General features: G+C 71.1%; 21 protein-coding genes and 1 tRNA gene. 8 read left to right on the plus strand and 14 right to left on the minus strand.

Annotated elements, in window-relative coordinates; translation table 11 throughout:
• Window positions 1–122: 122 nt before the first annotated feature.
• Genes DT073_RS02050 through DT073_RS02075 form a run of 6 tightly spaced genes read right to left on the minus strand, consistent with a single transcriptional unit; the run spans window position 123 to window position 5,679 of the window.
• On the minus strand, window positions 123–1,073 hold the full coding sequence (locus DT073_RS02050) for a phosphotriesterase family protein (protein WP_124291883.1): 951 nt from the start codon (window positions 1,071–1,073) through the stop codon (window positions 123–125).
• Window positions 1,070–1,993, minus strand: a complete 924-nt coding sequence (locus DT073_RS02055) for a shikimate dehydrogenase family protein (protein WP_124291884.1) — start codon at window positions 1,991–1,993, stop codon at window positions 1,070–1,072. The genes DT073_RS02050 and DT073_RS02055 overlap by 4 nt, the downstream gene beginning before the upstream one ends.
• Window positions 1,990–2,643 (minus strand): bifunctional 4-hydroxy-2-oxoglutarate aldolase/2-dehydro-3-deoxy-phosphogluconate aldolase, encoded by a 654-nt coding sequence (locus DT073_RS02060; RefSeq protein ID WP_124291885.1) that lies wholly within the window; start codon window positions 2,641–2,643, stop codon window positions 1,990–1,992. The genes DT073_RS02055 and DT073_RS02060 overlap by 4 nt, the downstream gene beginning before the upstream one ends.
• 11 nt (window positions 2,644–2,654) lie before the next feature.
• On the minus strand, window positions 2,655–3,608 hold the full coding sequence (locus DT073_RS02065) for an NAD(P)-dependent oxidoreductase (protein ID WP_124291886.1): 954 nt from the start codon (window positions 3,606–3,608) through the stop codon (window positions 2,655–2,657).
• On the minus strand, window positions 3,608–5,098 hold the full coding sequence (xylB, locus tag DT073_RS02070) for a xylulokinase (RefSeq protein WP_124291887.1): 1,491 nt from the start codon (window positions 5,096–5,098) through the stop codon (window positions 3,608–3,610). Before xylB ends, DT073_RS02065 begins: the two co-directional genes overlap by 1 nt.
• Window positions 5,095–5,679: a glucose-6-phosphate isomerase family protein gene (locus DT073_RS02075; RefSeq protein WP_124291888.1), complete on the minus strand. Its 585-nt coding sequence runs from the start codon at window positions 5,677–5,679 to the stop codon at window positions 5,095–5,097. The genes xylB and DT073_RS02075 overlap by 4 nt, the downstream gene beginning before the upstream one ends.
• 137 nt (window positions 5,680–5,816) lie before the next feature.
• Between DT073_RS02075 and DT073_RS02080 the strand changes: the two genes are divergently transcribed.
• On the plus strand, window positions 5,817–7,211 hold the full coding sequence (locus DT073_RS02080) for an MFS transporter (protein WP_124291889.1): 1,395 nt from the start codon (window positions 5,817–5,819) through the stop codon (window positions 7,209–7,211).
• 14 nt (window positions 7,212–7,225) lie between these two features.
• Here the strand turns inward: DT073_RS02080 and DT073_RS16010 are convergent, their stop codons facing one another.
• Window positions 7,226–7,789, minus strand: coding sequence for a MarR family winged helix-turn-helix transcriptional regulator (locus DT073_RS16010; protein ID WP_240638692.1), 564 nt, complete (start codon window positions 7,787–7,789; stop codon window positions 7,226–7,228).
• Between the two features lie 115 nt (window positions 7,790–7,904).
• Here DT073_RS16010 and DT073_RS02090 point away from each other — a divergent pair, with 115 nt between their 5' ends.
• A complete protein-coding gene (locus tag DT073_RS02090) occupies window positions 7,905–8,498 on the plus strand; it encodes a winged helix DNA-binding protein (RefSeq protein ID WP_124291890.1) in 594 nt (197 codons plus the stop codon).
• An 11-nt stretch (window positions 8,499–8,509) separates the two neighbouring features.
• Here DT073_RS02090 and DT073_RS15780 read toward each other — a convergent pair whose 3' ends face one another.
• Window positions 8,510–8,668 carry a hypothetical protein gene (locus tag DT073_RS15780; protein WP_164478128.1) on the minus strand — a complete coding sequence of 53 codons (159 nt, stop codon included), beginning with the start codon at window positions 8,666–8,668 and terminating at the stop codon, window positions 8,510–8,512.
• 61 nt (window positions 8,669–8,729) lie between these two features.
• Complete coding sequence (gene dcd, locus DT073_RS02095) at window positions 8,730–9,335, minus strand: dCTP deaminase (RefSeq protein WP_124291891.1); 606 nt, start codon at window positions 9,333–9,335, stop codon at window positions 8,730–8,732.
• A 61-nt stretch (window positions 9,336–9,396) separates the two neighbouring features.
• Between dcd and DT073_RS02100 the strand changes: the two genes are divergently transcribed.
• Window positions 9,397–9,470: transfer RNA gene (locus DT073_RS02100), tRNA-Gly, on the plus strand.
• 13 nt (window positions 9,471–9,483) lie between these two features.
• On the plus strand, window positions 9,484–10,428 hold the full coding sequence (locus DT073_RS02105; protein ID WP_124291892.1) for a DUF5996 family protein: 945 nt from the start codon (window positions 9,484–9,486) through the stop codon (window positions 10,426–10,428).
• Here DT073_RS02105 and DT073_RS02110 read toward each other — a convergent pair.
• The 3 genes from DT073_RS02110 to DT073_RS02120 all read right to left on the minus strand — a co-directional run bounded on the left by DT073_RS02110 (window position 10,382) and on the right by DT073_RS02120 (window position 13,219).
• Window positions 10,382–11,062, minus strand: a complete 681-nt coding sequence (locus DT073_RS02110) for a GntR family transcriptional regulator (protein WP_124291893.1) — start codon at window positions 11,060–11,062, stop codon at window positions 10,382–10,384. The two genes, DT073_RS02105 and DT073_RS02110, sit on opposite strands and share 47 nt — an antisense overlap.
• Window positions 11,063–11,127: 65 nt before the next feature.
• Entirely contained in the window at window positions 11,128–12,000 is an 873-nt protein-coding gene (locus DT073_RS02115) for an EamA family transporter (RefSeq protein WP_124291894.1), read from the minus strand.
• 13 nt (window positions 12,001–12,013) lie between these two features.
• Window positions 12,014–13,219: a serine hydrolase domain-containing protein gene (locus DT073_RS02120; protein ID WP_240638693.1), complete on the minus strand. Its 1,206-nt coding sequence runs from the start codon at window positions 13,217–13,219 to the stop codon at window positions 12,014–12,016.
• Between the two features lie 162 nt (window positions 13,220–13,381).
• On the opposite strand from DT073_RS02120, the gene DT073_RS02125 reads away from it, so the two are divergent.
• Both DT073_RS02125 and DT073_RS02130 read left to right on the plus strand, forming a co-directional pair.
• Complete coding sequence (locus DT073_RS02125; RefSeq protein WP_124291896.1) at window positions 13,382–13,690, plus strand: DUF2470 domain-containing protein; 309 nt, start codon at window positions 13,382–13,384, stop codon at window positions 13,688–13,690.
• 67 nt (window positions 13,691–13,757) lie between these two features.
• Window positions 13,758–14,411: a biliverdin-producing heme oxygenase gene (locus DT073_RS02130; RefSeq protein WP_124291897.1), complete on the plus strand. Its 654-nt coding sequence runs from the start codon at window positions 13,758–13,760 to the stop codon at window positions 14,409–14,411.
• A gap of 3 nt (window positions 14,412–14,414) precedes the next feature.
• Here the strand turns inward: DT073_RS02130 and DT073_RS02135 are convergent, their stop codons facing one another.
• Together DT073_RS02135 and DT073_RS02140 are read right to left on the minus strand one after the other, a co-directional pair.
• Window positions 14,415–15,779: an ATP-dependent DNA helicase gene (locus tag DT073_RS02135; RefSeq protein WP_124291898.1), complete on the minus strand. Its 1,365-nt coding sequence runs from the start codon at window positions 15,777–15,779 to the stop codon at window positions 14,415–14,417.
• Complete coding sequence (locus DT073_RS02140) at window positions 15,776–16,231, minus strand: helix-turn-helix domain-containing protein (protein ID WP_124291899.1); 456 nt, start codon at window positions 16,229–16,231, stop codon at window positions 15,776–15,778. The genes DT073_RS02135 and DT073_RS02140 overlap by 4 nt, the downstream gene beginning before the upstream one ends.
• Window positions 16,232–16,285: 54 nt before the next feature.
• On the opposite strand from DT073_RS02140, the gene DT073_RS02145 reads away from it, so the two are divergent.
• Entirely contained in the window at window positions 16,286–17,152 is an 867-nt protein-coding gene (locus tag DT073_RS02145; protein ID WP_124291900.1) for an NAD(P)/FAD-dependent oxidoreductase, read from the plus strand.
• Between the two features lie 9 nt (window positions 17,153–17,161).
• Window positions 17,162–18,232, plus strand: coding sequence for a hypothetical protein (locus DT073_RS02150; protein WP_124291901.1), 1,071 nt, complete (start codon window positions 17,162–17,164; stop codon window positions 18,230–18,232).
• The last annotated feature ends 5 nt before the right edge of the window (window positions 18,233–18,237 follow it).

Here is an 18,237-nt window from a genome sequence, read left to right on the forward strand (position 1 = left end):
AACGAAGGCCGTCGCCGCACGCGGGTTCAGCGATCCCCGCAGCACCCTGGTCACAGGGGGTTGCGGGGATCGTGCTTTCGATGAAGCGGACGGGGTCGTCAACCCGTCCGCGTGATTCCAGCTCAGCGGGAGAGCGGAAGCAGACGCGCCGGATTGTCGATGAGCATCCGATCGACCGCGTCCGCGCCGATCCGGTCTCGTAGGCGCGGCACGTAGCGTTCGCCGAGGTAGCGGAGGCCGGGCATCCCGCCATAAGCGAGGTAGCGGGTGCGGCGGGCGACGTCCCCGCCGAGGAGGAGGCGCGCACCCCCGCCGCCCGCGACGACGCGCTCAGTGAGATCGAGCAGTTCGGCGTCGCTCCGGGTCCGCGGCCGCGCCATGCCGTCGTAGCCGAGGTACGCGCCGCGCGCGGCGAGGGACAGGTGCAGCCCGGGATCCGGATCGCGGTCAGCGTGCGCGAGGACCACTCGGTGCGCGGCCACGCCGCCGTCGGCGAGGAGGTCGAGCACCTCGTGAGCAGCGCTGCCGAACTCAAGGTGCACCATGACGGGCGCGCCGGTCGCCCGGTGCGCCGCCGCGACGGCGTCGAGCGTGGTCCGCTCGAACGCCGAGATCCGCCAGTAGTCGATCCCGGCCTTGAGCATGCCCGCTCGTGCCGGCTCACCGTCGGGACCGAGGGCGCGGGTACCGTCGGGATCGCCCTCGTCCGCGGTCATCCCGTCCGACACTTCCGCGGTCAGCCGGGCGGCGAGCGCGTCGGCGGACCACGACCGCAGCGGATGACCCGACGGGTAGTGCGCCTCCCTGTGGCGCCCCGTGGTCGCCACGACGTGGATTCCGGTGTTCGCGGCGATGCGCGCGATGCCCGCGGGGTCGCGGCCGAGGCCCAGCGGGGTCGCGTCCACCATCGCGGCGAAGCCGCTGTCGCGCAACGACGCCGCCTCCGCGCGGGAGGCGTCTTCGTCGTTCAGCTCGTCGCCCGGCAGGACCGGGGAGACCTGGAACAGGTGCTCGTGGTAGTCCGTCGCCCCGAGTTCGGCGGGGTCGAGATCGCCGAGCACGGCGCGGATCATCGCGTGGTCTCCGCCGCCCGGGCCAGCTCCTCCACCACCGCCGGGGTGAGCCGCAGGTCGAACACATCGGCCACGACCTGCGACCAGCCGTGGATGAAGTACCTCCAGCCGTCCACGACGTGGAGCCCGCGGTCGGCCTCCTGTGCCCGCGCCTGGTGCAGGAACTCCAGGCTACCGCGGTAGTTGAACTCCCACGCCCAGCCGTCCCGGGGGAAGCAGACGCCGTCGGGGAGCGGCGAGCCCGGCCGATCCTTGCCGAGACCCGTGGCGTTCACCACGAGCGAGGAGTCCGGCAGCGCCGCGACGAGCGCCGCGGACTCGGCGTCCTCGTCCACGCGGCGGTAGACGATGAGGTCCGCGGGGGTCCCGCGGCCGTCGTGAACCGCGCGGAGCTCGTCCAGAGCGCGATCGGTGCGCGCGGTCACGGTGATCCGCGTGGGACGATCAGCGGGATCGCGCTCGGCGAGCGCCCAAGAAAGGGCCGTCCCGGATCCACCCGCGCCCAGGATGAGCACTTCACCGCCGGTTCGGGCGAAGTGTTCGCGGGGTAGGGCGTCGTCGAGCGCGAGCGCAACCGTGACCGGATCCTTCGCCTGCCCCACGATGGTGTCACCGCGCTTGGAGATGCTGGAGATCTCCCTGCACGACACAGCGAACGGGTCGAGGTCGTCGAACATGTCGGCAGCGGCGGCGTACACATTCATCTTGTGGGTCGTCACGAGTGCGCCGCGGTGGTGAGGGTCGTCCCGGATCCGTGCGACGAGCTCACGGTACTGCGCTCTGGTGGCATCCAACGGCAGGTCGTGGCCGATCAGTCGATCCGTCGGCAGGTCCAGAATCTCGGCCCACAGCGGAAACACGACGTTGATCGACGAGGCCGCGGTGCTTACCCCGACGAACCCCATGTGGTCGCGGGTCATCGCGCCTCCTCCGCCGACCGGGCCGCGCGCAGCGCATCGGAGAACAGGTGCGCGCGCCGCTCGATCTCGGCGGTATCGCCCGCGGCGAGCGCTGCGCCGGGGACCAGGTCGCCGCCCGCGCCGACCGCGACCGCCCCCGCGGCGAACCACGCCGCGACGTTGTCGGGGGTGACGCCGCCCGTCGGCATCAGCGGAATGTGCGGGAGCGGAGCCCGGAGCGCCGCGAGGTAGCCGGGTCCGCTCAGCGACGCCGGGAACACCTTCACGATGTCGGCGCCGAGCGCGTGGGCGGTCATCACCTCGGTCGGGGTGAGCGCCCCGGTCATCGTCGTCGCCCCGGTCGCGGTCATCGCCGCGACGAGGGCGGGCACGGTGCCGGGGCTGACGAGGAACTGCGCGCCCGCGTCGATGGCGGTACGTGCGTGCTCTGCGGTGAGGACGGTGCCGGCGCCGACGAGCACGTCGTCGCCGTGGCGCTCCCGCACGGCGGCGATCACCGCCGGGGCGTCGGGCGTGCTGAAGGTCACTTCGATCCCTGAGACGCCTCCGCGGACGAGCGCGTCGACAGCCGCGAGGGCGGCGTCGGCGGAGGGTGCGCGCAGCACGGCGAGGACGCCGGCGCGGCGGACGAGAGCGAGCGGATCGGACATGGAGACCTCGTTCAGACGGCGTTGACGGGATGGGGCGGCGGATTGCCCGCGAGGACTGCGAGCGCGCACTCGAGCGACATCGCGCCCATGTGGTCCACCGCCTGGGTGGTCTGAGCGCCCAGGTGGGGGGTCAGGGTGACGCGGTCGGCGAGGTCCGGTGCGAGCAGCGGGCTGTCCTGCCCCGCGGTGTCACCGGCGAGCATGTCGGCCGCGAAGGCCCCGAGCGTGCCGGCGCGGAGCGCCATGGCGACGGCGGCCTCGTCGACGAGATCCGCGCGTGCGGTGTTGACCACGACGGCGCCGCGCGGCAGGAGACCCAGCCGCCGCGGGTCCAGGAGCACCTGGCCGCCAGGGGCGTGCAGGCTTACGATGTCCGCGGCCGCGAAAAGCGCGTCGAGGTCCGCCGGCTCAGCCCCGGCGGCCCGCACATCGTCCGCCGGCAGGTACGGGTCGGCGGCGAGAACACGCGCCCCGAAGCCAGACAGTCGCCGGGCGACGCCGCGCCCGATCCGCCCGAAGCCGACCACGCCAACCGTCGAGGCACCGAGCTCACGGCCGCGGCGGGCCGACCAGTCGCCGGCGCGGACTCGGCGGTCGCCGTCCGCGACGTGCCGGAGCGCGGCGAGCATCAGCCCAACGGCGTGGTCGGCCACCGCGTCGGCGTTAGCGCCCGGCGTGTTCGTCACGACGATGCCGCGCCGGGTCGCCTCTGCCACGTCGACCGCCTCCACGCCGACGCCGTAACGTGCGATTACTCGGAGCCCCAGCGACAGGTCGAAGTGCGCAGCGGTGATCGGACCGGTTCCGGCGATCCATGCGTCCACGCGTGGCAGAAGCGAGGCGAGGTCGGTCAGGTCGTGGTGAGAGGGTCCCCGCAGCAGCTCGTGCCCGGCGGCGAAGACGCGGCCGGCCAAATCGAGGTCGCCGCCGCCGAAAGAGCGACTGGTGGCGAGGATGACGGCCATCAGGAGCCTTTCCGGGCGAACCACGGCTCGAGCGCCGTGTAGGCGTCGACGAAGGCGCGGTGACGGGCGCTGTAGACCGCATGGCGGTCGGGATCGGGCACGAACTCCGCGGTCACCCGGCTGAGGGCGCGCGCGGCGGAGAAGTCCGCGAGGCCCAGCCCTACTGCCGCGGTGATGGCCGCACCGAGGCTGTTCGCTTCCTCCACCACCGAGCGGCGTCGGACCGGGATCCCCCAGATGTCGGCGAGCATCGCGAGCCACACATCGCTCTGGGCGCCGCCGCCGACGGCGTCGATGCGGTCGATGCGCGCTCCGGCGTCGCGGAGAGCGTGCAGGCACGACAGGAGGTTGAAGCCGACGCCCTCTAGGACAGCACGGACGAGCGCGTCCCGGCCGTGGTGCCGGGAGAGGCCAACGAACGCCGCGCGCGCGTCGGGGTTCCACCACGGCGAGCGCTCTCCCAGCAGGTAGGGCAGGAAGTACAGTCCGGCGGTGTCGACGTCAACCCCGGCGGCTGCGACGCGGGCACCGGTTTCCGGTCGGGCGGGGTCCGCGGCGAGGGCCTCACTGATCCACTGGACCGAGGCACCGCCAGCCTGCATGGTCGCGGTGGGGCTGAACAGCCCCGGGACGACATGGTCGAAGGTGAACGTCCGCAGCGCCGGGTCAAGGAGCGGCGCATCGGTGGCGAGGGCCATCCACGACGACGTGCCGAGACTGACGTACGCCCCGTCTTCAGGTGCCACGACACCCGACCCGACGGCGGCCATCGGACCATCCCCGCCGCCCATGACGACCTGGACGCGGACGGGGAGGCCGAGCTCCGCGGCGACGGCGGGCCGCAACGTTCCTACGACGGCGGTGGAATCGAGGATCTCCGGAAAGAGTGCGGCGTCGAGCCCGGCAGCCTCGATCACAGCGGTGGACCACGTCCCGCGGGCCTGGTCGTAAGCGTTCGTGCCGCTGGCATCCGAGCGATCGGTCGCCAGGCGACCGGTCAGGCGCTGCACGATGTAGTCCTTCGCCACGCCGAACCGCGCGACGCGCCTCCAGGTCTCCGGCTCGTGGTCGCGGACCCACATGACCTTCTCGATCGAGTAGGTGGGGTTCAGCCGGTGCCCGAGGATGCGGTAGGCGGCGTCGTCCCCGAGCGCGTCCGACAGCCGTCGCTGCTGCGCGGCAGCCCGGGTGTCCGCCCAGATGATCGCCGGACGGACGGGCGCGCCGGTGTCGTCGAGGAGGACGGCCCCCATCATCTGCCCGCTGATCACGAGCCCCTCGACGGCCGTCGCGGCGCTGTCCGCGCGCGCCAGGAGCGCGCGCGTGGCCTCGACCACCGCCTGCCACCAGTCTTCGGGGTCCTGCTCGGCGACCCCGCCCGCCGCGTAGCGGGTGGGGTAGGCCACGGTGACCGCGGCGACGAGGGTGCCATCGTCGCGGTGCAACGACGCCTTGTTGCCGGTTGTGCCGAGATCGTGGGCGAGGATCATCGCGCGACCGAGAAGTCCCGCAGCTCAATCGAGCCATCGGCTTTGCGATAGACCCGGCGCCCCATGCCGTGCGCGAGGACCCAGCTGTAGTCGTGCCCCGCGCCGCCTGGGTACACGGCAAGGAAGGAGTAAGGTTCGTCGCCCGTGTTGACCGAACGGTGCGCCCAGCCGGGCGGGATGTACCCGATCGTGCCTGGGCGCATGTCGACCCACTCGACGCGCTCGCCGTCGAACATCAGCAGTCCGCCGGTGCCTGCGAGGCCCAGGTAGATCTCCCCCTGGTGGTCGGGGTGTTGGTGTCCTTTCGTCATCCAGCACTCCCCGCCGGTCCTGCCGGGGTGGATGGTGGTGATCGACTGCGGCAGCTCCCGCTCGATCTCAGGGACCGGGGTCGATACGACGGTGTAGACGACCGGGTCATCGTCGGCGACGGCGTTCTCCCAGGCTGCGCGGTCGGCGAACAGGCCGTCGAGATCGCTCATCCGACGCGTGAGAGTGGGCCCGGGCGGGTCGAAGGTCAGCGCTTCCGCGTCGAACGTGATCGCGAAGGGAGCGATCGGCGGGATGCGGAAATCTGGCATGAGTCCTCCTCGACGGCAACCTGTAATTACATGTGAGTGTACCTGTAATGACAGGTCTCGTCCAGCATTACCACTCACGTCATATCGCGGTGGTTCGCTTCTTCCCGTGTTCACCGAAGACCCCTAGCGTGACGGACATGACCGCACCCGCCGAGGGCGTGCCGCCCGCCACCGCCGACAGTGCCGCCATCCCTGTGATGGGGCTCGATCTGCGGGAGGACACCTCCGCGCCGCGGCGTCAGATCTACGCGTGGGCGCTGTGGGACTGGGCGACACAGCCGTTCAACACGGTCATCCTCACCTTCATCTTCACCGCCCTGTATCTCACGACCGACGCGTTCCTGCCGGCCGACGTCGCCGCCCTCCCTGACGATGCGCCGGCCAAGGAGGCCGCCCTCGCCGACCTGGCGGTGGGCCTGGGGTGGGGCGGGACGATCGCGGGTCTGCTCATCCTCGCGATCGCACCGATCCTCGGGCAGCAGGCCGATGCCCGCGGGCGACAGAAGTTGTGGCTCGGAATCGGCACCGGTGCGCTCATCCTCTGCATGTTCGGGCTGTGGTTCGTCGAACCTGCGCCGGCGTACTTCTGGCTGGGTGTCGCGCTCATCTCTGCCGGCACCGTGTTCGGCGAGATCGCGGCGGTGAACTCCAACGCGATGCTCATCGGCATCGCCAGCCGCAAGACGATCGGCCGGGTGTCGGGACTCGGATGGGGCTTCGGCTACCTCGGCGGCATCATCGCCCTGGTGCTGGTGGTCGTGTTCTACAGCGCCGACTGGTTCGGCATCTCCGACGCCGACGGCCTGCCGTTCCGGATCATCGCCGTGGGGTGCGCGATCTGGGCGATCGTCTTCTCGATCCCGATCTTCCTCGCCGTCCCCGAGCCCTCCGCGGGGCGTCCCGAGCGGAAGGTGGGGTTCTTCGCCGCCTACGGTCTGCTGATCCGAGACGTCATCGGCCTGTACCGGAACCCGGGAACACGCCAGACGTTCTGGTTCCTCCTCGCCAGCGCCGTCTTCCGCGACGGCCTGGGCGGCGTCTTCGCATTCGGGGCCGTCATCGCCGCCCAGGTGTTCGGGTTCGAGTTCCTCGACCTCGTCATCTTCGGCGTCGCCGCGAACCTCATCGCAGGGGTGTCGACCATCATCGCCGGGCGGTTCGACGACCGATTCGGGCCCAAGTCGGTGATCGTCTTCTCGCTGAGCGGCATGGTGGTCGCGGGGCTCGCCGTCTTCTTCCTCGTCGACGCCGGAACCACGGTGTTCTGGATCGGCGGACTCGTGCTCTGCGCATTCGTCGGCCCCGCGCAGGCGGCCGCGCGGTCCTTCCTCTCGCGCGTCACTCCGGCGGGCCGAGAGGGCGAGATCTTCGGGCTCTACGCCACGACCGGACGCGCGGCGAGCTGGATGGCGTCGGCGATGTGGTCGGTGTTCATCATCATCGGAGGCGTGACCGCGTTCGGCATCCTCGGAATCGTGCTCGTCCTGCTCGTCGGGCTCCTGCTGCTCCTTCCCGTGCGCGCCCCGCGCTGACAGGCGGGCGGGACTCAGCCGTTGAGGTTGTCAGCGAGTTTCGCGAGAAGGCGCGCAAGCTCGGTGCGCTCGGCCTCGGTGAAGCTCTCGAGGGCCTGGGCGATCGCCTCGCGCCGCTCGCCGCGGAATCCCCGCACGACCCGTCGCCCGGCATCGGTCACGGCGACGCGGGTGCGCCGGGCGTCGTCGGGGTCGGCCTCGCGTCGCACCAGATCGAGCTGCACGCACTGCTGCACCAGGCGCGACGCGCGGGGCTGGTCGACGTCGATCGCCTCGCCGATCTCTCCGACGCTCAGCGGATGCGTCGCCGCGACGAGCGCCTCGAGCAGGCGCAGGCGCGCAGGTCCGCCGAAGTGCGGGGAGGCGCCCTCGGGGCCGGGCGCCGCCGGGCGCCGGTGGCCGTGCGGTCCCCGCTCCGACCAGGGATGCCGCGGGCCGGCGCCTTCGGTGTCGCCGCGCCCTGCCCAGGGCGGTCCGCCACGCCGGGGGCGGAGCCGGGCGAGGGCTGCGGCGATCTGATCGGCGGCGGCGATCCGGTCCGCGGGGTCGGGCGACGTGTCGGGGGGCGGATCGCTCACCCGGTCAGAATACATGCCTCTTGACATGTATTCGGGATACATGTCACACTGCATGTACATGCCAAATGACATACAAAATCGCGTCGCCGTCGGCGACGCTGTGAGAGGACACCCCATGAACACCGAATCACCCGACACCCCCGACACACCCGACCGGCCGCTCGGCTTCTGGCTGCGCGCGACCGATGCCCTGATCTCCCGAGAGGTCGACGCCGCGCTCGCGGCCCATGACGCCGACCGGCGCGAATGGATGGTGCTGAACGTGCTCGCAGGAGAGATCGACGCACGCGGATTCCGCGACCGTCTCGCCCGCAAGCCGAAGATGCTCCGCCATCTCGCCGACCGCGGGCTCGTCGCGCGCGAGGGCGATGACTGGGCCTTGACGGCCGAGGGTCGCGCACGACGCGACCTGCTGGCCGAGACCGTCGCCGGGATCCGGGCCCGCGTGGCCGGCGCCGTCTCCGCCGAGGACTACCGGACGACGATCGCCTCCCTCGAGGCGATCGCGCGCGAGCTCGGATTCTCCGAGGACGACCCTCGTCCGTGGCGCGGCACGCCGCGGCATCCGCGTCACCGCTTCGGCCTGCGCCCGTTCGTTCCCGGCGAACCGCGCCCCGGCGAGGGAGGCGGCCCCGGGCCGCGCTTCGGCGGCAATCCCCACCACGGCTTCCGCGGTGCCGGGCCCCGACCCGACGCAGACGCGGTCTGACCGACGCCGGATCAGGTCTGTCGGCGGATGAAGCGCATCAGGTAGGCGATGACGGCCAGCACGAGCAGGACGATTCCGAGCCAGAGCAGGAACTTCACCGCCTCGACGAACACTCCGAGGAGCAGCAGGACGATTCCGACGATGAGGAGGATGAGTGCGAGTGCGGGCATACGTCCAGCGTGACCCGCCTGCCTCCCGGCGGCAAAGGGTTGACAGCGGGTCCCGTGGCGTTCAGGCGCCGCGGGCTCCGGCGTCGGTGGCGCCGACGTCGGTCACGTGGAAGTTCAGGTGCGAGCGCGACGCCGTCGGGCCCCTCTGACCCTGATAGCGGTTGCCGTAGGGGCCCGAACCGTAGGGGGTCTCGGTGGGCGAGGAGAGCCGGAAGAAGCAGAGCTGCCCGATCTTCATGCCCGGCCACAGCTTGATCGGCAGGGTCGCGACGTTCGACAGCTCGAGGGTCACATGCCCGGTGAATCCCGGGTCGATGAAGCCGGCGGTGGAATGCGTGAGCAGACCCAACCGCCCCAGCGACGACTTCCCCTCCAGGCGCGCGGCGATGTCGTCGGGCAGGCTCACCTGTTCGAAGGTCGCGCCGAGCGCGAACTCACCCGGGTGCAGGATGAACGGCTCAGCGGGGTCGACCTCGATGAGGTGCGTGAGATCGGGCTGGTCCAGTGCCGGGTCGATGAAGGGGTACTTGTGGTTGTCGAAGAGCCGGAAGTAACGGTCCAGCCGCACGTCGACGCTCGAGGGCTGCACCATCGCGGGATCCCACGGCGCCAGACCGATGCGTTCGGCGTCGATCTCGGAGCGGATGTCGCGGTCGCTCAGCAGCACGCGGATCAGACTATCGCTGCCGCTGGTGTTATCCTTGCGAGGCGCTTCGGGCGCACCCTCCGGGGGTGTAGTTCAATGGCAGAACATCAGCTTCCCAAGCTGAGAGCGCGGGTTCGATTCCCGTCACCCCCTCCACCGAAGGCTCGACATGTTCGACAGTGACCTCCCGTACGAGGACTGGCTTGCGACCAAAGAGACCGTCCATCGGTTCGCCCAGATCGTGGGCAAGCTCCGCCTGTCGCTGAGCGTCCGACGCAATCACTGGTGGAACGTCCCCTTCCACCTCACGGCCTCAGGCATCACCACCCGCCCGATGGGCACGGAGCCCACCTTCGCCGTCGATCTCGACTTCCTCGACCACCGGGCCCTCGTCACGACCACCTCCGGAGATCGCGCCTCCTTCGGGCTCGCGGGCCGGAGCGTGGCGACGTTCCATGCCGAGTTCGTGCGAGTGCTCGACGGCTTCGGCATCGACACCTCGGCCATCCGCGAGGCCGCGCCCTTCGATCTCCCCGACGCCGACCGCCGCTTCGCCGATGACACGGAGCACGACGTCTACGACCCGGCAGCCGCAACCCGGTACTTCCGCACGCTGAGCGACGCCGGACTCACGCTGGAGGAGTTCGCGGCGCGGTTCTCGGGCAAGACCAGTCCGGTCCACCACTTCTGGCACACCTTCGACATCGCCCTCACCCGCTTCGCCGATGCCTCGGTCGAGCACGGCGCCGAGACCGACCCCGTCACGCGGGAGGCGTACTCCCGTGAGGTGACCAGTTTCGGCTTCTGGTTCGGGGACGCGCAGGTGCCCTACCCCGCGTTCTACGCCTACACCTCGCCCGAACCCGAGGGCCTGGCCGCAACACCGCTGCCGGCGGGCGCGGAGTGGGCGTCGCGAGGCTCCTCGCATCTTGCGATCTACCCGCTGCGCGCAGCCCGCGCGACAGGGGATCCCCGGGCGGCGGCCCTGGACTTCTTCGAGACGGCCTACCTCGCCGGCGCGAGGCTGGCGGGCTGGGACATCGAGCGCTACCGGTGCGTCGACGGCGTCACCGATCCCCATCTCTCGGCGTCGGCGGGCGCGCCTCGGCACTGACCGGCAGGGTATGCCAGGTCTCGTAGGCCATCGCGGCCGCGGCGGCGGCATCCTGCTTCTCGCACAGCGCGATGAAGCGCTCGTGGCGCTCCGCAGCCGCCGGCGCGTCACTGCCGAAGCGCAGGCGCTCGGCGCGGCGGACGATCGGACCGAACTGCTCGAGCACGGTCACGACGGCGGCATTGCCGAGCACCTCGATGGGAACGGCGTGCAGCTCGTCGTCGGCGTCGAGGGCTGCCGAGACGTCGCCGCGCTCCGCCGCGGCGGTGAAACGGCGATTGGCGTCGCGCATGCGGGCGATGTCGGCCGGAGTGAGCCGCCCCACCGTCTCGCGGACCGCGAGTTCGTGCATGGCGGCGACGACGTCGCGCGCATCGCGGAGCGCGGACTGCTCGATGGGACTCACGGTGGTCGAGCGACCCGGCTGCGACACGACCAGTCCGCTGCCGCTGAGTCGCAGCAGCGCTTCGCGCACCGGGGTGCGGCTCACACCGAGCCACGCGGCGAGGTCGCCGTCCCTCAGCTGCTCGCCGGGTTCGAAGGTGCCGTCGACGATGGCGTCACGGAGGCGCCGGTAGACGTCATCGCGGAGCAGGCTGCGCGGAAGCGACGAGGAGGCGGCAGGGATCGGCACCTGACATATTGCACACAGTGTGCGGCCTGGCCGCAACCGCGTCCCTCCCGTGCGTCGGCCTGCTGCTAGGGCAACGGCTCGGCTGTCTTGCGCGCAGCGCGTGCCGACGACCGCACCGCCCCGATGCTCGCCGCGATCACGAGGGCGATGCCGACGAGCTCGAGCCAGGCGAGCTCCTGACCGAGCAGGAGGAAGCCTGCCAGGGCGGCGGTGGCCGGGGCCAGGCTCATGAGGATGGCGAAGGCCGCCGCCGGGAGCCGGCGGAGGGCGATGAGCTCGAGCGCGTAGGGGATCGTCGACGACAGCACCGCCACCGCCGCTCCGAGCGCCAGGAGATCCCACCGGAGGAGCGCCGACCCGGCATCCCAGACCCCGAGCGGCAGCATCACGATGGCGCCGACGGCCATGGCGATCGCCAGCCCGTCGAGCCCTCGGAACTCGCGCCCGACGCGTGCCGACGCGAGGATGTAGAACGCCCAGCTCGCTGCGGCGCCCAGCGCGTAGAGCACCCCGATGGGATCGAGCCGGTCCCATCCCCCGCCGCCGAGCGCGACCACCCCCGCGAAGGCCAGCACCGCCCACAGCCATGCCGAGGCGCGCTTGGAGGCGACGATCGACAGGACCAGGGGGCCGAGCACCTCGATCGTGACCGTCACCCCGAGGGCGAGGCGTTCGAGCGCGAGGTAGAACAGCCCGTTCATGAGGGCCAGTACCAGACCGAACAGGATGACGGCGCGCCACGCCGCGCGCGAATGCCCGCGGAGCGCGGGGCGGGCGATCGCCAGCAGCAGCACCGCCGAGAAGGCCAGTCGCAGCAGCACCATGCCGAGGGGCCCGACCTGCGGGAACAGCAGCACCGCGATCGAGGCACCCACCTCCTGGCAGGCCAGGCCCGCCACCACGAGGAGGACGGCGGGGCTCGGAGCCCGGGTGCTCACGAGACCGGCGCGGTCACGGGAGGGGGCAGATCGCGTTCTGGGCGATGGCGTCGCGCTGCTGCTCGGGAGTCCAGGGCAGACCCGCCTCGGGTGCAGTCTGCCCCGACGCGGCGGGCGCCTTCGACGCGATCGCCGCGAGCTGCCAGGCCAGGAACGCCCCGATCCCGTCGGCGGCGCGCGAGTTGTTCAGCGAGACGGCGACGGTGAGTCCGGTCTGCGGGTCGGCGAAGGTGGCGGTGATGTACCCGGGGGTCGAGCCGTACTGGCCGATCATCGACCCCGCCTGGACGACGCCGCCGGCGGTGGTCTGCCACGACGGTGCCCCGTCGTACGGCGGCAGCGGGGTGTCATAGCGCTCATCGGTGTCTATTCCGAGGGCGTTGGCGGCCAGTCCCTGGGCGTAACGACCGAGATCGTCGATGGTCGTGACGACGCCGGCGTCGGTCCAGCCGAAACTCGCCGAGGCCTCGGTGATGTTCAGCGGCTCCGCGCAGTTGACGCCGCCTTCGACATCGGGCGACCAGAGCCCGTCGAGCACGGGACCCTCGGCTGCGGGTGCAGAGGCCGACGCGCCCGGCAGGCGGGTGCCGGCCAGGTCGAGCGGATCGAAGACCTCGTCCTGCAGCACCTCGGCCGCGGAGCGACCGGTCACCCGTTCGAGAACGAGCCCGGCGAGCAGGTACCCCGAGTCGGAATCGCGGAACGCGGCGCCGGGCGTCACGTCGGCGGTCGTGCCGACACCGTATCCGGCGAGCTCCCGCGGGTTCCAGACGCGGTCGGGCGTGGTGAGGAAACTGCTCTGCAGGCGCGGTGCGTAATCTCCCAGGCCCGAGGTGCCGTCGCACAGCTGCTCGACGGTGATGTCGGCGAGGCCGGCGAAGCCCGAGACGTAGTCGGTGATGGGCGCGTCGAGGTCGATCAGTCCCCGCTCGGCGACGAGGTAGACCGCGTCGCAGGTCATGGCACGGGTCACCTGTCCGGCACGGAAGACGCTGTCGGCGGAGGTCTCCGCGCCCCCGGGTGCGGTGGTTCCGACCCCTGACACCCACGATCCGCTCCAGGGCGCCCAGACGCCCACGACGGCGCCGGATGACCCGGTGGCGGCCATCGCGAAGGTCACCGCGTCCTGCAGCTGGGTGACCATCTCGTCAGGAAGGGAGCCTTCGACCTGGGCGGGCACGTCGATCGGCACCGTGTCGTCGGGGGAGCAGGCCGTCACGCCGATGGCGACCGTACCTGCCACAACCGTCGCGAGGGCGCCACGAAGAGCGCGCGATCGATCCGAACGCAGCCGCATGTCACCCCCCAGGAGCATCGTCGTCCTCGAGAATCTAAGCACACGAGGGCTGTGTGATCGCCCCGCGTCGTAGGGTGGTCAGCTGTGACCCACCGGTTCGACGACGCCACCGTCGCGGCGATCCTCCGCCACATGAACGACGACCACCGTGACGACAATCTGCTGATCGTGAGCGCGTTCGGCCCGTCGGGCGCGTACCGGACGGCACGGATGACCGGTCTCGACGGTGCGGGAGGCGAGTGGATGGCGCAGACCGACGCGGGCGACGAGGTCGCGGTGCGTGTGGACTGGCCCGGGGGCGCGATCACCGAGCGCCCCGAGGTGCGGCGCGAGATCGTGGCGCTGTACGACGAGGCGTGCCGTCGCCTCGGCGTCACGCCTCGACCGCACTGAGCGAGGAGCGTCGCAAAGCGCCGATCGGCGCTGGTTAGGTGACCCTAAGTCGCCTATGATGAGGCGCATGGCCGACCCCATCCCGTTCTCGGCGGCGCTGCGCGAGCGCTCCAGCAGCGCGCACTCCTCGAGCGAGCGCTCCGGTTTCATGGCCGACCTCATCGAGGGCGCCGGAACCCGCGAGGACTACGTCGCACTGGTGGCCCAGCACTGGTTCATCTACGAAGCGCTGGAATCGGCCGCCGAGCGGATGCGCCGCGACCCCGTGGCATCCGTCTTCATCTCCGACAAACTGACCAGGCTCCCCGCCCTCGAAGCCGACCTCGCCTTCCTGCTCGGCGCCGACTGGCGAGACCGCATCAGCCCGCTGCCGACGACGCGGGCCTACGTGGAGCGCATCCGGCAGGTCGGGGCCACCTGGCCGGGCGGTTTCGTGGCGCATCACTACACCCGCTACCTCGGCGACCTGTCGGGCGGGCTGTTCATCGGGCGTCTCATGGCGCGGCGCTTCGGCTTCGAGACCAACGGCATCGGCTTCTACCTCTTCGACGAGATCGCCGACCCCCGCGGGTTCAAGGAGGTCTACCGCGAGCAGCTCGATGCCGCCCCCTGGGACGCCGACGAGCAGGAGCGCGTCATCGACGAGGTGCTGCGCGCGTATCGCTACAACACCGAGCTGTTCGACGACCTCGCCGTCGCGAAGGCGGAAGCCGTCGCCTGAGGGTCAGGATACCGCGGGGCGGCGGACATGCTCGTGCATCCACCGGGCGACATCCGGGTCCACGCGGATGTCGCTCGGCCGGAGAGGTCGCGACAGGTAGAGCCCGTCGAGAGAGGTGAGTCTCGACAGGGCAACGTAGGTCTGGCCGGGTGCGAACGCGCCCGAGCCGAGATCGATCACCGCGCGGTCGTAGGTCTTGCCCTGCGACTTGTGGATCGTCACCGCCCACGCCAGCCGCAGCGGGAACTGCGTGAACTCGGCGACCACCTCGCGGGTGAGCGTACGGGACCCGGCGTTGTAGGCGTAGCGGAACCTCTCCCACACCGCGGGTTCGACATCGAACTCCTGACCGTCGACCTCGACGCGCACGGTGCCGCCGGCGATGCGGGTGACCGTGCCGATCGTGCCGTTGACCCAGCGCGGCGGGTCGCCGTAGCCCTGGGTGTCGTTGCGCAGGAACATCACCTGCGCCCCCACCTTGAGCTTCAGCTCGGTGTCGGCGGGGTAGTTCGCCTCGCCCCGCCCGAAGTCGCCGTTGATCTCGGCGACCGCGGTCTGCTCGCGGCCGACGAGCTCGGTGAGGTGCCGGCGGTTGATGTTGTTGACGATGTCGTTCCGTGTGGCGAGCGTGATGATGGGGTGCTCGCCGTCGTCGGGGTGCGGGGGCGTTCGGGCACCGGTGTCGTTGAGCACCTGGGCGATGTCGGCGGTGACACGTCCGTGACGGACGGCGTTCAGCATCGCCTTGAACGCGGGGTCGGCCTGCCGGTGGATCTCGGCGAGCTCGCGCACATGCAGAGAGGCGCCGTACGCGCCGAGCTCCATGAGTCCGTCGCCGGCGACCTCGCCGGTCCACACCTTGGCGTCGAAGAACCAGAACGAGCGGTAATGGTCGCGGATGTAGCGCATCTCGTCGCCGCGGGGCGGCACGGGAGCGAGCTGATACGGGTCGCCGAACATGACGATCTGCACGCCCCCGAAGGGCTCGGCGCGTCGACCCCGCGCCTGACGGAGGGCGCGATCGATGCCGTCCATGAGGTCGGCGTTGACCATCGAGATCTCGTCGATGACCAGGGTGTCGATGGCGTTGAGGATGCGCCTGGTCGCATCGGACTGGTCGAGGTCGGTGTTCGCGATGAGCCCGATCGGAAGCCGGAACAGCGAGTGGATCGTCTGACCCTCGACGTTCAGCGCGGCGACTCCGGTCGGCGCGCAGACCGCGATCTGCTTGGCGGTGTTCCACGCCAGGTGCTGCAGCAGCGTGGACTTGCCCGTGCCGGCGCGGCCGGTGACGAAGACGTGGTCGCGGGAGTCCTCGATGAGCCGGAACAGCGCCTCCTGCTCGGCGGAGAGCGCGGGCGTGGTCACCGGTTCATGGTAGACGGATGCCGCGGCTCCATGACGTCGGCGACGCTCGGCCAGCGCTTCGTGCCGGCCACCACACCCGTGACGATCTCGCGGAAGCGCGGACACGTGGAGATGTCGTGCGCTTGACAGCGCAAGGCGTGCTCGGTCATGAGGCGCGACCGCTCCATCTCGGCCATCCGCGCGGCGAGATCGGCGAGGTGGGCCTCGAGGACGCGGTGGCGCTCGGGCGCCCGATCGTCCAGCAGCACCCGGATCTGCTCCAGCGACATCCCCGCCCACTTGCCGCGCAGGATCACGGCGATGCGCACCAGATCGTCGTCGCTGTAGCGACGGCGGCCGCCGCTGTCGCGTGCCGGTGCGAGGAGACCGGCGTCCTCCCAGTGCCGCAGGACGTGGGTGGGCAGCGAGAAGCGCGCCGCCGCGTCGCCGATGGCCAGACCGCTTGACTTCATGTCGACATGAAGTCACACGATGAGGTCTGACGCAACCCCATTTGAGGAGGAACCATGATCGACGCGATCGTGATCGGCGGCGGACCCGCCGGCCTGCAGGCAGCTTTGACGCTGGGTCGGATGCATCGTGAGGTGCTGCTGTTCGACTCGGGCGAGTACCGCAACGGCACGGTCGACCACGCACAAAACCTCATCACGCACGACGGCCAAGCGCCCGCGGAGATCCGCCGGCTCGCGCGTGAGGAGCTCGCGGGCTACGCGACGGTGCAGGTCGTCGAGGCGACGGTGCACGCGGTCGAGGCTCGGGATGACGGCGGATTCGCCGCGATGACCGAGGACGGCGTCTTCGTCGCATCCGTCCTGATCCTCGCGACCGGCCTGCGCGACGAGCTGCCGCCGATTCCGGGGCTCGCCGAGGCGTGGGGGCGCGAGGTCGCGCACTGCCCGTTCTGCCATGGACATGAGCTCAGCGGAAAGCGCATCGGCATCCTCGGATCGGGGGCCCACGCGGCCACGCACCGGGCGATGCTCTCGCCGATCGGGTCGGAGGTCGTCGTGATCGACCCGGGCGAGGTGGCCGGCGTCGAGCGGACCGCCGACGGGCTGGTGCTGCGGCGGCGCGAGGGCGACGCCGTCGACGTCGGCGGACTCTTCGTCGCGCCGACGTCGACCCAGCGGTCGCCGTTCGCGGCGCAGCTGGGGCTTGCGACGCTGCCCTCGGGGGGCGTCGAGGTCGATGCCCTGGGCGGCACGAGCGTGTCAGGGGTGTTCGCTGCGGGCGACATGGCGCATACCGCGGCGATGCCCGGCCCGATGGCCTCGCTCGCCGTGGCGATCGCCGCCGGCCAGCTGGCCGCCGCAGCGGCCGTTCACCAGCTCGTCGCCCGCGAGATCGACGCGGAGCGGGGAACGGTTTCCTAGACTGGGCCCATGCAGCAGGGGGCGGCGGCGGGGGGCAGGCGTCGCTCGCGCTCGCGCCTGGCCACTGATCTGGCCGTGCTGGGGGTCATCGGCGCGCTCCTGATCGCCGCCTTCGTCGCGGCCGGCGCGACCCTGTACCGCGAGTTCTACAGCCCCGCCGCCTTCGTCGAGCGCTACCTGGGACTTCTCGCCGACGGGCATGCGGCCGAGGCCCTCGCCACCCCGGGGGTCTCGGTCGACATCGAGGCCCTCGAGGCGGCGGGACTGCCTCCCACTGCGTCGCAGGCGCTGCTGCGTCGCGACGCCCTCGCCGCCCTCGGCGGCGTGGAGATCGTCGGCGAGGAGACCGACCGCAGTGTCACCCGCGTGACCGCCGCCTACCGCGCCGGTCAGTTCGAGGGGACGACGACCTTCGAGGTCGAACGCGATGGATCGGTGGGTCCGCTCCCCACCTGGCGATTCGCCACGAGTCCCCTCGCGGTGATGCAGGTGGCCGTTCAGGGGTCGATGACCTTCGACGTCAACGGATTCTCGCTGGACAAGCGACAGGTCTCGCCCGACGGCGCGGAGGCCGACCCTTCGGCGCCGGTGTCGCTGCTGGTGTTCTCCCCCGGCATCTACTCCGTCTCGGTGGACACGGCGATCTCGAGCACGCCCGGGGTGGCCGTGGTGTCGGACAGCCCGTTCTCCTCGGTGCCGGTGTCGCTGCAGGCCCAGCCGACCGAGGAGTTCGTCTCGGTGGTGCAGGACCGTGTGGAGGAGTTCCTCACCGGGTGCGCCACCCAGGAGGTGCTCCAGCCGACCGGATGTCCTTTCGGCTACCGCGTGCAGGACCGCATCGTCTCGCCCCCGACCTGGTCGATCGCGCAGCAGCCCGCCATTCGTCTGGAGCCGGACGGGGCGAACTGGATCATTCCGCCGACCCCGGCCGTGGCGCGGATCGCCGTCGACATCCGCTCGCTCTTCGACGGACGCGTGGAGAGCACCGAGGAAGACGTGCCGTTCACGCTCGCGGGCAGCATCACGGTCGATCCCGAGGGGCGCGCCTCGATCTCGATCACGAGCTCGGAGACGCAGTGATCCCC

This window comes from Microbacterium sp. ABRD28, from assembly GCF_003850245.1.
GTDB lineage: Bacteria > Actinomycetota > Actinomycetes > Actinomycetales > Microbacteriaceae > Microbacterium.

Excerpts from the sequence above, each read along its gene's own strand:
- DT073_RS02055 (WP_124291884.1), bottom strand. The coding sequence starts at position 1,993 with ATGACCCGCGACCACATGGGGTTCGTCGGGGTAAGCACCGCGGCCTCG.
- DT073_RS02075 (WP_124291888.1), bottom strand. The coding sequence starts at position 5,679 with ATGCCAGATTTCCGCATCCCGCCGATCGCTCCCTTCGCGATCACGTTC.
- DT073_RS02150 (WP_124291901.1), top strand. The coding sequence starts at position 17,162 with ATGCAGCAGGGGGCGGCGGCGGGGGGCAGGCGTCGCTCGCGCTCGCGC.
- DT073_RS02140 (WP_124291899.1), bottom strand. The coding sequence starts at position 16,231 with ATGAAGTCAAGCGGTCTGGCCATCGGCGACGCGGCGGCGCGCTTCTCG.
- DT073_RS02080 (WP_124291889.1), top strand. The coding sequence starts at position 5,817 with ATGACCGCACCCGCCGAGGGCGTGCCGCCCGCCACCGCCGACAGTGCC.
- DT073_RS02090 (WP_124291890.1), top strand. The coding sequence starts at position 7,905 with ATGAACACCGAATCACCCGACACCCCCGACACACCCGACCGGCCGCTC.
- DT073_RS02065 (WP_124291886.1), bottom strand. The coding sequence starts at position 3,608 with ATGGCCGTCATCCTCGCCACCAGTCGCTCTTTCGGCGGCGGCGACCTC.
- DT073_RS02130 (WP_124291897.1), top strand. The coding sequence starts at position 13,758 with ATGGCCGACCCCATCCCGTTCTCGGCGGCGCTGCGCGAGCGCTCCAGC.
- DT073_RS02105 (WP_124291892.1), top strand. The coding sequence starts at position 9,484 with ATGTTCGACAGTGACCTCCCGTACGAGGACTGGCTTGCGACCAAAGAG.
- DT073_RS15780 (WP_164478128.1), bottom strand. The coding sequence starts at position 8,668 with ATGCCCGCACTCGCACTCATCCTCCTCATCGTCGGAATCGTCCTGCTG.
- xylB (WP_124291887.1), bottom strand. The coding sequence starts at position 5,098 with ATGATCCTCGCCCACGATCTCGGCACAACCGGCAACAAGGCGTCGTTG.
- DT073_RS02060 (WP_124291885.1), bottom strand. The coding sequence starts at position 2,643 with ATGTCCGATCCGCTCGCTCTCGTCCGCCGCGCCGGCGTCCTCGCCGTG.
- DT073_RS02145 (WP_124291900.1), top strand. The coding sequence starts at position 16,286 with ATGATCGACGCGATCGTGATCGGCGGCGGACCCGCCGGCCTGCAGGCA.
- DT073_RS02050 (WP_124291883.1), bottom strand. The coding sequence starts at position 1,073 with ATGATCCGCGCCGTGCTCGGCGATCTCGACCCCGCCGAACTCGGGGCG.